10 protein-coding genes, 3 tRNA genes and 1 pseudogene are annotated in these 12,270 nt (G+C 67.6%); 8 read left to right on the top strand and 6 right to left on the bottom strand.

Translation table 11 applies throughout. The features are described 5' to 3' along the window. Window positions 1-11: 11 nt before the first annotated feature. Window positions 12-87: transfer RNA gene (locus tag ROA7023_RS01705), tRNA-Val, on the top strand. Window positions 88-251: 164 nt separating this feature from the next. Further along, on the top strand, window positions 252-1,184 hold the full coding sequence (locus ROA7023_RS01700) for a pirin family protein (protein WP_159458421.1): 933 nt from the start codon (window positions 252-254) through the stop codon (window positions 1,182-1,184). Between the two features lie 18 nt (window positions 1,185-1,202). Here the strand turns inward: ROA7023_RS01700 and ROA7023_RS01695 are convergent, their stop codons facing one another. Next, window positions 1,203-1,967 (bottom strand): polysaccharide deacetylase family protein, encoded by a 765-nt coding sequence (locus tag ROA7023_RS01695; protein ID WP_085877259.1) that lies wholly within the window; start codon window positions 1,965-1,967, stop codon window positions 1,203-1,205. 225 nt (window positions 1,968-2,192) lie between these two features. Between ROA7023_RS01695 and ROA7023_RS01690 the strand changes: the two genes are divergently transcribed. The 3 genes from ROA7023_RS01690 to ROA7023_RS01680 all read left to right on the top strand — a co-directional run bounded on the left by ROA7023_RS01690 (window position 2,193) and on the right by ROA7023_RS01680 (window position 3,449). After that, window positions 2,193-2,269: transfer RNA gene (locus ROA7023_RS01690), tRNA-Asp, on the top strand. Between the two features lie 106 nt (window positions 2,270-2,375). Next, complete coding sequence (locus tag ROA7023_RS01685) at window positions 2,376-3,071, top strand: class I SAM-dependent methyltransferase (protein ID WP_085877258.1); 696 nt, start codon at window positions 2,376-2,378, stop codon at window positions 3,069-3,071. Window positions 3,072-3,372: 301 nt separating this feature from the next. After that, window positions 3,373-3,449 (top strand) — tRNA-Asp (locus tag ROA7023_RS01680). Between the two features lie 28 nt (window positions 3,450-3,477). Here ROA7023_RS01680 and ROA7023_RS01675 read toward each other — a convergent pair. Together ROA7023_RS01675 and ROA7023_RS01670 are read right to left on the bottom strand one after the other, a co-directional pair. Then, window positions 3,478-4,776, bottom strand: a complete 1,299-nt coding sequence (locus tag ROA7023_RS01675) for a S41 family peptidase (protein WP_085877257.1) — start codon at window positions 4,774-4,776, stop codon at window positions 3,478-3,480. Window positions 4,777-4,834: 58 nt separating this feature from the next. Further along, window positions 4,835-6,217 (bottom strand): M20/M25/M40 family metallo-hydrolase, encoded by a 1,383-nt coding sequence (locus tag ROA7023_RS01670; protein WP_085877256.1) that lies wholly within the window; start codon window positions 6,215-6,217, stop codon window positions 4,835-4,837. 263 nt (window positions 6,218-6,480) lie between these two features. Between ROA7023_RS01670 and hemA the strand changes: the two genes are divergently transcribed. From hemA to ispG, 3 genes are all read left to right on the top strand, one after another. After that, complete coding sequence (gene hemA / locus ROA7023_RS01665) at window positions 6,481-7,707, top strand: 5-aminolevulinate synthase (RefSeq protein ID WP_085877255.1); 1,227 nt, start codon at window positions 6,481-6,483, stop codon at window positions 7,705-7,707. A 112-nt stretch (window positions 7,708-7,819) separates the two neighbouring features. Then, entirely contained in the window at window positions 7,820-9,151 is a 1,332-nt protein-coding gene (locus ROA7023_RS01660; protein WP_085877254.1) for a helix-turn-helix domain-containing protein, read from the top strand. Between the two features lie 108 nt (window positions 9,152-9,259). Next, complete coding sequence (gene ispG, locus ROA7023_RS01655) at window positions 9,260-10,381, top strand: flavodoxin-dependent (E)-4-hydroxy-3-methylbut-2-enyl-diphosphate synthase (RefSeq protein ID WP_085877253.1); 1,122 nt, start codon at window positions 9,260-9,262, stop codon at window positions 10,379-10,381. 280 nt (window positions 10,382-10,661) lie between these two features. Here the strand turns inward: ispG and ROA7023_RS24975 are convergent. From ROA7023_RS24975 to ROA7023_RS01645, 3 genes and pseudogenes are all read right to left on the bottom strand, one after another. Beyond that, window positions 10,662-10,877 (bottom strand): annotated as a pseudogene (locus ROA7023_RS24975) (IS3 family transposase); the annotation flags it as partial. 105 nt (window positions 10,878-10,982) lie between these two features. Next, entirely contained in the window at window positions 10,983-11,111 is a 129-nt protein-coding gene (locus ROA7023_RS25455; protein WP_268807963.1) for a hypothetical protein, read from the bottom strand. A 264-nt stretch (window positions 11,112-11,375) separates the two neighbouring features. After that, window positions 11,376-12,128 carry a DsbA family protein gene (locus ROA7023_RS01645; protein WP_085877251.1) on the bottom strand — a complete coding sequence of 251 codons (753 nt, stop codon included), beginning with the start codon at window positions 12,126-12,128 and terminating at the stop codon, window positions 11,376-11,378. Between the last annotated feature and the right edge of the window lie 142 nt (window positions 12,129-12,270).

The raw sequence follows: 12,270 nt of genomic DNA, 5'->3' as shown, positions 1-12,270 counted from the left end.
CGGCCTGCGTCGGGTGGTTAGCTCAGTTGGTAGAGCGTCTCGTTTACACCGAGAATGTCGGGGGTTCGAGCCCCTCACCACCCACCACCGCCGACTGGCGGCCCGCCATCTCTCGACCCGCCAAGCATCGCGCAGAACGTCCTGATGTGATACTGATCTGTGCGTTGGCAAACATGAGCGGCGCGACGACTCCGACATGCCGCAGGGGCCGGAATAGGCTAGTCTGGGGCAATGCAACGTTGGAGGACGTCATGAGTTGGAACCCCGCCCTTGATCCGCAAACCCCGACCGGGGACCAGGTTGACGCCATCGAGACCGTCATCGTGCCCCGCAGCCGGGATCTTGGCGGGTTCGAGGTGCGTCGTGCGCTGCCCGCACCCGAACGCCAGATGGTGGGGCCGTTCATCTTCTTCGACCAGTTCGGGCCGGCCGAGATCCTGACCGGGAACAGCATCGACGTCCGCCCGCATCCCCATATCGGCCTCTCGACGGTCACCTATCTCTACAAGGGGCGGATCCATCACCGCGACTCGCTGGGCACCGACCAGTGGATCGAGGCCGGCGCCGTGAACCTGATGACCGCGGGCCACGGCATCACCCATTCAGAGCGGACGGACGGCCCCGTGGACCAGCGCCCGACCGAAATGTTCGGGGTCCAGACCTGGATGGCGCTGCCCGAATCGCACGAGGACAATCCTGCGTCCTTCGTCCACGACCCCGTCGCCTCGCTGCCGCTGCTGGAGGGGGAGGGGAAGTCCGTGCGGCTGATCCTCGGCCGGGCCTATGGCGAGACCGCGCCAAGCACCAACCCGACCGAGATGTTCTATGCCGATGCGGACCTTGCGCCGGGGGCGGCGATCCCGCTGCCCGACGATCACGAGGACCGTGGCGCCTATGTCATCTCCGGCTCTGTCGAGGTCGGCGGGCAAAGCTTCGAGGCCGGCCGGATGTTCGTCTTTCGCCCGGGCGACAGGATCAGCCTCAAGGCCGGGCCCGCCGGGGCGCGGGTGATGCTGCTGGGCGGCGAGACCATGGGCGGGCCGCGCTATATCTGGTGGAACTTCGTGGCCTCGTCGAAAGAGCGGATCGAGGAAGCCAAGGAGGCCTGGCGCCGGGGCGACTGGGAAAACGGACGCTTTCACCTGCCGCCCGGCGACGATGCCGAATTCATCCCGCTGCCCTGAGGCGGGACCGGCGCCGCGTCAGGAGGATTGGGCGACGCGCCGGAAATGCCGTGTTTGCCACAGGGGCCAGCCGATCATCTGGCTTACCGTGCCGAACTGAAGCCCCCGCGCCCGCAGTCCGTCGAGCGTGGAGGGCATGGCGGCGATGGTGCCGGAATGGATGTCGTGACTGAGGATGATGGCGCCGGCGCGCGACCGGCTCAGGATACGGTTGGCCACGACCGAGGCGCCGGGCCGCCGCCAGTCCTGCGGATCGACCGACCAGAGGATCGTGGGCATACGGCGGTTCTCGTGCAGCATCTGCCGCTGGGCGCGGGTGAAGGCGCCGTAGGGCGGCCGGAAGGTGACCGGCGGGCGGCCCGTTGCGCGGTAGATCACCTCGGAGGTGGCGTCGATCTCGCTGATGACATTCGCCGTCGTGCGGCGGCTGAGGTAGGGATGCGACCAGGAATGGTTGCCGATCTCGTGGCCCTCGGCGGCGATGCGGCGGGTCAGGTCGGGCCATTGCGCGACCCGGTTTCCGATCAGGTAAAAGGTGGCCTTGATGTTGCGCGCCCGCAGGATGTCGAGCAGCCGCGGCGTCAGCGTCGGGTGCGGCCCGTCGTCGAATGTCATCGCCACCATCGGCAGGCCGTTCGAGACGGCGGTGATGGTCGCAGCCTCCTGACGGACGATATCGTCGGGCAGCGAAATCACGCCCTGGGCGAGGGCAGGTGCGGGCAGGGCGGCGGACAGAACGCCGGCCCCCGCGACGGACAGGAACGTCCGGCGGTCAAATATCATGTACAGGTGTCCCCCGAGGGATTATTTGGCAGTCAGGCAGGGTCACGTTTCGCGGCAAGCCTCGGTTTCGCAAGTGATTCGGGCGGTCGCGTGAAGGATTATCCACAGGCCATGGCGCCAGGGTCACGGGATCGCGAGAAACCCGTGTGCTTTCCTGCTTGACCCCCCCGACTACCGGCCCTAGAAACCGCCTCACGCTGAAGACATGTCTTCGGTTTGCTGTGGGCGGTTGTAGCTCAGTTGGTTAGAGTACCGGCCTGTCACGCCGGGGGTCGCGGGTTCGAGCCCCGTCAACCGCGCCACCGCAGCAGCGACGTAAGGGCCCCCTTCGCGGGGCCCTGTTGCTGTCAGGGGTCCTGTCAAAGCTCGTCGACGCCGGCGCGTCGCAGTCGCAACGGGAAACCGGGCATGTCCGATGCCGTGTCCGGCCGTGCGGAGACCGGCGATGTCCCCGCGGACGGCGTGACCGGGAGAGGTGCGGTCTTGCGCAAGGGAACGAAGACACTCTGGGACAAGCAGAACCGGCATCCCGGTGACCGCTCGAGGCTTTTCGGCGCGGTGGGCAGGGTGATCTCTCCGGCTGCGGTGCTGTATCCCGGCAGCTATGTCGACATCGCGCCGTCCATGGTGTTTCCCGATGTCACCTATTCCGACATGGATCGCCGCGCGGCGCGGTTCTTCGATGACACCGACGGCGTGCGGGAGATTCTGGCGGAGGAGGGGGCACCCCCTGACAGGCGTCTGTCCTTCATCCATGCCGACTACGCAGAGCTGAGCCTGCCCGAGCAATCCTTTGATCTGCTGGTCTCGCTCTATGCGGGGTTCGTGTCGGAGCATTGCACCGCATTCCTCAAGGTCGGGGGGCATCTCCTCGTGAACCCGAGCCATGGCGACGCGGCGCTCGCCGCCATCGATCCGCGGTATGCGCTGGCTGGCGTCGTGGTATCCCGCTCTGGCGACTACCAGGTGTCCCGGAGCGATCTGGGGGCGTATCTTCAGCCCAGCAAAGCGCTGGAGATCACGCGGGAGATGCTGTTCGCGACCGGACGCGGCGTCGCCTATACGCGACCGGCCTTCGCCTACATTTTCGAGCGGGTTTCATGATCGAAGGCGCTGATCCAGCGTCCCGTCCCGTTTGTGCAGCCGGTCTGCGGGCTCTCCCCGACGACCCGCGGCCGGGCCGGTGCGGGGGGTGGACGTCGGGCGCGGTGTGGCCTGTGCGATACTCTATGGGTCGGGCGCCACGGCTGCGGGCAGGGTGCCGCGGCTGCGGGCAGGGGGCAGGGTGCCGCGGCTGCGGGCAGGTGTGGCCGTGAGGTTGCGCAGTTTTCGGCAACTCGACGGCGGTTTCCTGACGTTTCGGGATTGACGGCGGCGCCGGTGGCTTCTATCCGGCCCGCCACGCGCGGTTGTAGCTCAGTTGGTTAGAGTACCGGCCTGTCACGCCGGGGGTCGCGGGTTCGAGCCCCGTCAACCGCGCCACTTTCATCCCCCCCCTGCACTGTGCATGTCACTGTTGGTGCCCGCCCAGCAGCGCGAGCGCCCGGGTCAGCGCGGTGTCGCGCCCGGCCGTGAAACCGGAGGTGTCCAGCGGATGGCGGATGTCGGGCGGCAGGCCCCTGCCGTCGAAGGCGGCGCCGGCAGTGTCGCGGATGATCTGGTGGGGCAGGCCCACGCGCCAGCCGTTGGGCAGGTGCCGCAGCATCTGGTCCGACAGCGACCCGGCCGTGGGCTCGCCCAGGATCGTGACGCCGGGCTGGCCCTTGAGCGCCAGGACCAGCACCTCCGCCGCCCCCAGGGTCGCGGCAGAGGTCAGCACCACCACCGGCACGTCGACACCCCGAAGCTCCGACGCCGGCACGACCAGCGGGACGGGCCGCCCGAGCCCTTCGGGCCCGGTCCGGAGCTGCTGGCTGCCGATCGTGCGCGGCGCCGGGCCGATCAGGCCGGCATAGCCCAGGGCCGCCGCATGATGGCCGCCCGTATTCCAGCGCAGGTCGAGCACGAGGCCCGTCATCTCGTCATAGCCGCTGGCCAGTTCCGACAGGATGCCCTGCGCCATGCTTCGGGTGCTGCGGCCATACCGGCGCCGCGGTTCCAGGTGGTCGATCCGGAAATAGGCGATCCGCCCGGGCAGCAGGCCATGGGTGATTCCGGCGTCGGGGAGGCGGCCCATGTCGGTCAGCTTGGCCTCGGTGATCGAGGCGTAGTAGCCGGCGTTGCCCGTCCAGTCCGGGCGGGTGCCGCCGAAGACGGCGCGCGTGCCGAGGTCCAGAACGACCTGCGGCGCGTCGAGCCCCGCCACCGACGCCTCCAGCGCCGCGGCGAGCGCCGCCGCATCCTCGAGCCCCGCGCCAAGGTCCCGCCGGGCGGTCCAGTCGATGCCCATGTCCGCGAAGTGCGGGTAATGCCGATCGAAGGTCTGCCAGGCCACGTCAAAGATCGCGGACGGGGTCGCCGGCGTAGGCTCGTCGCAGATTTCGGGGCGCGGTGCGCGGATGGCCCGGATCGGGGCGGCCAGTTCGTCGACGGTGACCGAAAGCGTGTCGCCCTCGGCAGCGAAGCGATAGCCCGCCACCCGCGACAACAGGTAGGTGTTGGCGGGGATCGAGGCGGAGGCCACGCAGCTGAGCGGCGTGATCTCGTGGATCTGCATCCGCAGCCGGCCGATGTCGAACACCAGCCCGTGGCCCTCGCTGACCCAGGTGCCGCGGATCTCTCGCCCCGGCTGGAAGGCGGCCCAGAACAGCCCGAGCGCGACCAGCACCGCGCCGAACCCCGCCAGCGACAGCCGCAGGAAGCGCGTCATCCCGCGGCCGGCTGCGGGCGCGGCGCGGCTCGACGGTGCCTGTCGATGGCGGCCGGAGTCATTCCGCCTTCGACAGCGCGTCGAGGATCCGCGCCCAGGAGCGGATGCCGCGGTGGAAGCTGCTGAGGTGGTATTTCTCGTTCGGGCTGTGGATCTGGTCGTCGTCGCGCCCGAAGCCGATCAGCATCGAATCCATCTCGAAGATGTTCTTGATGTAGCCCGCGACCGGGATCGACCCGCCGCCGCCGGTGAAGGCGGCCGGGTTCGGCCATTCCTTCGAGAGGGCCTGGCGGGCGGCCTCGAAGGCGGGGTTCTCGGTCGACATGACCGAGGCGGGGGCGGCCCCGTGGGGATGCCACTCGACGCTGCAATCGGGCGGCATCATGTCCTCGACCATCTTGCGAAAGCTCTTGCGGATCGCATGCGGGTCTTGCGTGCCGACCAGGCGAAAGCTGATCTTGGCGCTGGCCATGGAGGGCAGCACGGTCTTGAACCCCTCGCCGGCATAGCCGCCGGTGATGCCGTTGACCTCGCAGGTGGGGCGGGACCAGATCATCTCCAGCGGCGTGCGGTCGGCCTCGCCGGCCGGGTGGGTCAGGCCCACGGCGCCGAGGAATCCCGCCGCGTCGAAATTCAGCGCCTCCCACTGGGCGCGTTGCGCGTCGGGCAGCTCGGGCACGCCGTCGTAGAACCCTGGGACAGTGACGCGGCCGGTCTCGTCATGCAGCGATGCGATGACCCGGGCCAGAACCCGGATCGGATTCATCGCGGGGCCGCCGTACATGCCCGAATGCAGGTCACGGTCGGGCCCGGTGATCGTCAGCTCCTCGCCCAGCAGGCCGCGCAGCATCGTGCTGATCGCGGGCGTGTCGGGGTCGAAAAGACCGGTGTCGCAGATCAGCGCGATGTCGGCCTTCATCTCTTCGGCATTGTCCTTCATCCAGGGCACCAGCGAGGGCGAGCCCGATTCCTCCTCGCCCTCGAAGAACATGGTGATCTTGCAGGGCAGGGCGCCGTTGACCGCGACCCAGGCGCGGCAGGCCTCGACGAAGGTCATCAGCTGGCCCTTGTCGTCGGCGGCTCCGCGGGCGCGGATCACCTTGCCGTCGCCCGTGTCCTCGACCGCCGGGTCGAAGGGGTCGCGGTGCCAGAGGTTCAGCGGGTCGACGGGCTGCACGTCGTAATGACCGTAGAACATCAGGTGCGGGCCGCCCGCGCCCGCCGTGCCGGTGACCATGGCGTGGCCGGGGGTCGGGCGCGTGGCCGCGTCATCGAACCCGATGGACTTGAGATCCTCGACCAGCCAGTCGGCGGCGCGGGCGCAATCCTCCCGGTGGGCCGGATCGGTCGAGATCGAGGGGATCCGAAGAAAGGCCATGAGCCTGTCCAGGGACGCCTCCAGATCCGTGTCGATACGCGAGAGCACTTGGTCGAGCGACATGGGGCGGGTCCTTCGTCATGCGTGAGTTCGGGGCAAGCGTATCAGGCGGCGGGGCGGTGTCCAGCCGGACGACTTGACCTGGATCAAGGCCCGGCCGCGCCTGTCCCCCTATGCCTCTCGGGCGGGGCCGGGGGTCTGTTCACCATCGGAAACTTCGGCCCGCGATTGTCGCGGGGGTGCGACATGTGGCGCAGGCCGGGACGGTTGTTTGCCGGTTTCTGTCGCTATATGGAAATTAGAAGACTTCCAAAGAGGATGAAGCGGTGACGGATTATTCTGCGTTTCTGGACCGGGCGATTGACAAGTTGCACGAAGAGGGGCGCTACCGCACCTTTATCGATATCGAACGCAAGCGGGGTCAGTTCCCGCACGCCACCTGGCGCAAACCCGACGCCACCGAAAGACCCATCACCGTCTGGTGCGGCAACGACTACCTCGGCATGGGCCAGCACCCGGTGGTGCTCGCCGCAATGCACGAGGCGCTCGAGGCCACCGGCGCAGGGTCGGGCGGGACGCGCAACATCTCCGGTACCACGGTCTATCACAAGCGGCTCGAGGCGGAGCTTGCCGATCTGCATGGCAAGGAGGCGGCGCTGCTGTTCACCTCGGCCTATATCGCCAACGACGCCACGCTCTCGACCCTGCCAAAGCTCTTTCCGGGGCTGATCATCTATTCCGACTCGCTGAACCACGCCTCGATGATCGAGGGCATCCGCCGAAACGGCGGACAAAAGCGGATCTTCCGCCACAACGACGTGGCCCACCTGCGCCAGCTGCTGGAGGCCGACGATCCGCAGGCGCCCAAGCTGATCGCCTTTGAGTCGGTCTATTCGATGGACGGCGATTTCGGCCCGATTGGCCCGATCTGCGACCTGGCCGACGAATTCGGCGCGCTGACCTATCTCGACGAGGTGCACGCGGTCGGCATGTACGGCCCGCGCGGCGGCGGCGTGGCCGAGCGCGACCGGCTGATGCACCGGATCGACCTGATCAACGGCACCCTTGGCAAGGCGTTCGGGGTGATGGGGGGCTATGTCGCGGCCTCCGCCCGGATGTGCGACGCGGTGCGCTCCTATGCGCCGGGCTTCATCTTCACCACCTCGCTGCCGCCCGCCATCGCCGCGGGCGCCGCGGCCAGCGTCGCGCATCTGAAGCAGGATCCCGCGCGCCGGGAGGCCCACCAGACCCAGGCGCGGATCCTCAAGACCCGGCTGAAGGCGCTGGGCCTGCCGATCATCGACCACGGCTCGCATATCGTGCCGTTGATCGTGGGCGATCCCGTGCACACCAAGAACATTTCGGACATGCTGCTCGAGGATCACGGGATCTACGTCCAGCCGATCAACTTCCCGACCGTGCCCCGCGGCACCGAGCGTCTGCGCTTCACGCCTTCGCCCGTTCACGGATCGGGTGAAATGGAGGCACTCGTGCGGGGCCTCGACGCACTGTGGTCCCATTGTGCGCTGAATCGCGCTGAGCTCGCAGGTTAACACTTTCTGCGGGTGCAAGCCGCCGGTCGCTGTGCTACCCAAGATGAAATCCGCAGCCGGATCGAATCGTCGGCTGTGGATAAATGGGGCAAGACGGCAAACGGGACTGCATATGATCGGGCGCGGCTTCAGGCGCGATAGGCATGTTGATGTCGAAGAGCCTTCTGGCTTCGACGCATTCGACTTGCGGCTTGGCGATCTTATGCGCGGCGAGCGCGCAACGATGGGCAAGAGCCTGCTGGATGTTCAGCGCGAGCTGAAGATCAAGGCAGCATATATCGCCGCCATAGAGAATGCCGACCCGACCGCGTTCGAGACGCCGGGCTTCATCGCCGGCTACGTCCGCTCCTACGCCCGCTATCTCAACATGGATCCCGACTGGGCTTTCGACACGTTCTGTCGCGAAAGCGGCTTTACCACGGCACACGGCATGTCGCCCTCCGCCTCTTCGGTCAAATCCGCCAAGGAAGAACGCAGCGCCCGCAATGCCGGCGGGGACGACATGTTCTCGTCTCCCTCCACGCCCTTCATTCCCGCCGGTGAGGCGATGTTCTCGCGGGTGGAGCCGGGGGCGATCGGGTCGGTCTTCGTGCTGGTCGCGCTGATCGGCGGGCTGGGCTACGGCGGCTGGTCCGTGCTGCAGGAAGTGCAGAAGGTGCAATTCGCGCCCGTCGAACAGGCTCCGACCGTGGTGGCCGACCTCGACCCGCTCGCCGGTGGTGGCGCGGTGTCGTCTGACGGGCAGGGCGCCGCGCCGGGCGCGGGGATGTCCGCGGGATTCACCCCGCCGGCCGCCGAGGCGTTGGACCGGCTCTATCGCCCCGAGGCGCTGGACGTGCCGGTCATGGTCGCCCGCGACGCGCCGATTTCCACGCTGAACCCCGCTTCGGGCGGGGCTTTGGCGGTCGAGTTCGACACCGCCTCCGGCGGCTTTCCGGCCAGCGGCGCGGGCTTCGGCTCCGATCCGGCGGACGCCGTGGATGCGGTCGGGCGCGCGGTGGCGGATGCCATGGGTCTGACCGACCCGCTTGTGGCGCAACCCGCGCCGGGCCAGTCCGGCGTGCAGGTCACCGAAACGCCGCCGCCGGCCGTGCAGCTTGTGGCCGTGCGGCCCGCCTGGGTCCGCGTGACCGGGCCGGACGGCACGACCCTCTACGAAAAGACCATGGCGCAGGGCGATACCTTCACCGTGCCCCAGACCGAAGAGCCCGCACGCCTGCGCATCGGCGAAAGCGGGGCGGTCTACTTCGCGGTGAACGGCCAGCATTTCGGCCCCGTCGGCCCGCGTGGCGCCGTCTCCAGCCAGATCGCCCTGTCTGCCGAGGCGCTGACGGAGCGCTACGAGGTCGCCGATATCTCGGCCGATTCCGATCTGGCCGAGTGGGTCCGGATCGCCCAGGCCCAGCAGGCCGCCCCGCTCACCGGAGACGGCGTGGCCGAGTGATGGCCCGCCTTCGGGCTGCGCGATCAAACCCTCGGGACTGCCGGTTGCCGAAGCGGGCCATCGCTCATAGGATCTTTCCGACACATAGTTTTCAAGGGACCTGCCCGCATGTCGCTGAACCACGTTCGCCCATGGCGCAACATCTATCGCCGCAAGAGTCGCCAGATCATGGTCGGCAACGTCCCCGTCGGGGGCGACGCGCCGATCACGGTGCAGACCATGACCAACACGCTGACGACCGACGTGGCCGGCACCGTCGCCCAGATCGCCGCCGCCGCCGAGGCGGGCGCCGATATCGTCCGGGTCTCGGTGCCCGACGAGGCCTCTTCGAAGGCGCTGAAGGAGATCGTGCGCGAAAGCCCCGTGCCGATCGTGGCCGACATCCACTTTCACTACAAACGCGGGATCGAGGCGGCCGAGGCGGGCGCCGCGTGCCTTCGGATCAACCCCGGCAACATCGGCGATGCGGGCCGCGTTCGCGACGTGATCTCCGCCGCGCGAAACCACGGCTGCTCGATCCGGATCGGCGTCAACGCCGGCTCTCTGGAGCGGCACCTGCTCGAGAAATACGGCGAGCCCTGTCCGGAGGCGATGGTGGAAAGCGGGTTGGACCATATCCGCATTCTGCAGGACAATGATTTCCACGAGTTCAAGATCAGCGTGAAAGCCTCCGACGTCTTCCTCGCCGCTGCCGCCTACCAGGGCATTGCCGAGGCGACGGACGCGCCGATCCACCTTGGCATCACCGAGGCCGGCGGTTTGACATCCGGCACCATCAAGAGCGCCATAGGGCTTGGCAATTTGCTGTGGATGGGGATCGGGGACACGATCCGGGTGTCACTCTCCGCGGATCCGGTGGAGGAGGTCAAGGTCGGCTACGAGATCCTCAAGTCGCTGGGGCTGCGTCATCGCGGTGTGAACGTCATCTCGTGCCCGTCCTGTGCGCGGCAGGGATTCGACGTGATCAAGACGGTGGAGGCGCTCGAAGAGCGGCTGGCCCATATCAAGACCCCGATGAGCCTGTCGATCATCGGCTGCGTGGTGAACGGCCCGGGCGAGGCCCTTATGACCGACGTGGGTTTCACTGGCGGCGGCGCAGGCTCCGGCATGGTCTACCTGGCCGGCAAGCAGAGCCACAAGCTGTCCAACGACCAGATGATCGACCACATCGTCGAACAGGTCGAGAAGAAGGCCGCCGAACTCGACGCGGCGCAGGCCGCGGCCGAGTGAACTCGGCCCGGCTGCCGCGGGCGCCAACCGAAGATCAATGAACGGGTGTGTCGCCTTGGGGCAAGGACACGAATGGTCTGCGTCGTGTGCGGGACAGGCAATTCCACATCCCCCGACTTCAGCCTCCGCGACTTCTTCAACCGCTTTTCTGACAATGAGGCCGGCCTTGAGCAGAGCTCCGACCTCCGTTGTCGCGACAGGCACATTTGCCGGGCATGCGGGATTGAGAGCACCTTGGCCCACTGCCGGGTCCGTGGACCCCGAGTTGGGTTTGCATGGTTCGGATCTCGAACATCACAGCGCTTGGATAGGCCAGCTTGGACTGTCGGCGCTTCGGATCGGAGAGCCGTTCGATGTGGCCAAGCACATCTGCGCGGGCGGCTCCCCGCCTGCGGTGGACTTTGCGAGCGGTCCGTTCGGACGTGAGGGACGAAAAGAAGCTCTCTAGCGCTGAGTTGTCCCAGCCGGTTCCGGCTCGGCTCATGAAGCAGGTGATCTCGGGGGCGAGCATCATTTGCCTATGCTTCGGGACGAAGGCGAAGACCGCGTCGCTTGCCGCGCAATACAAGCTGCCGTGCCTGTTGGCATGTCACGCGCCGCCTCAAGGCTTGCGACCTCTGTCGTCAGGGCCGCGATCCATCCCGGCGGCCTCGACCACGGCGATGCAATGCGCCTGCACCGGCGCCAGGGCATCGCTCTCGAACGTGGCGCTGAAGGTCCGTCTGTTCATTTGCCGTCTCGAGAGTTGTGGTCACGATCCTGTCTTCGTGTCCACGAAACCGGCAGCAGGTCGGTTCCGGCCGTTCTATTCGACGATCCCCATAGGGCGGGGCATGGTCTTCCGATCGCGCAGGGAGCGCATGCGCCAGTCCGGGGGATCGGTCCCGCTCCGGTCGAAGTCCGGCGCGGGCAAGGGCGTGGCTGTGCACCTGCCGGACGCCGACCGCCCCGACCTCGACGTCAGAGGGCCCCGGGGTCGCGGGGTCGCGGGGGCCTAGCTGTCCTCGGCGCGGACCGCGTCGACCATCTGCGCCATCTGAGCCAGCGGGAGGTATCCGCGCAGCATCTGGTCATCGAGCACGAAGGTCGGCGTGCCGCTGATCTGCAGTTGCTGGGCCAGGGCGCGGTTCTCGGCGATGATCCGCGCGACCTCGTCCGAGCCCATCCGCTCGAAGATCTCGTCGGCATCCAGGCCCATGACATCCGCCAGCTGCGCCAGGCTCTCTTCGGTCGCGTCCCCGCGCAAGGCCAGCAGCGCGTCGTGGACATCCTTGTAGACGTCGTCGCCATGCAGCTGAAGGGCGGCGATGGCGAATTGCGACGACAGCATCGAGCCTTCGCCCAGGATCGGGAATTCCTTGATGATCAGCCGGATGTTGCCATCCGCGGCGACCAGCTCGTCGACCTCGGGGGCGGCCCTGCGGCAATAGCCGCAGCGGTAATCCATGAACTCGACCATGGTGACATCGCCGTCCGGGTTGCCGCCGACCCAGGAATGGCCGTCGTTGACCAGCGCCTCGCGGTAGCTTGCGGCAAGCTGGCGGTCCGCATCGGCCTGCTGGGCGGCTTCGCGCTGTTCCAGCACGCCGATCGCCTCCATCAGCACCTCGGGATTGTCCAGAAGGTAGGCGCGCACCTCCTGCCGGAACAGGGCGCGTTCCGTGTCGGTCATCGCCTCGAGGTCGAGGGCCGCGGCGGGGGCGGCCAGGCTGACGGCAAGGGCGAGGGCGGACAGGGTGGATTTCATCAGGTCGTCTCCGTTGAAGAGCTTTTCCGACCTGCAATCACATGCGCGGCCGGCTGCCAAGGGGGGCAATGTCGCTGCGACTGTCGCTCTGACGCATTGACGAGGGTATGCCTCACTTGGCACATCGGTGCAAAGCATAGAG

Origin of the sequence: Roseisalinus antarcticus (assembly GCF_900172355.1) — a bacterium.
In the GTDB taxonomy this organism is placed as follows: Bacteria; Pseudomonadota; Alphaproteobacteria; order Rhodobacterales; family Rhodobacteraceae; genus Oceanicola; species Oceanicola antarcticus_A.
This window is presented reverse-complemented; position numbering and strand designations above follow the sequence as displayed.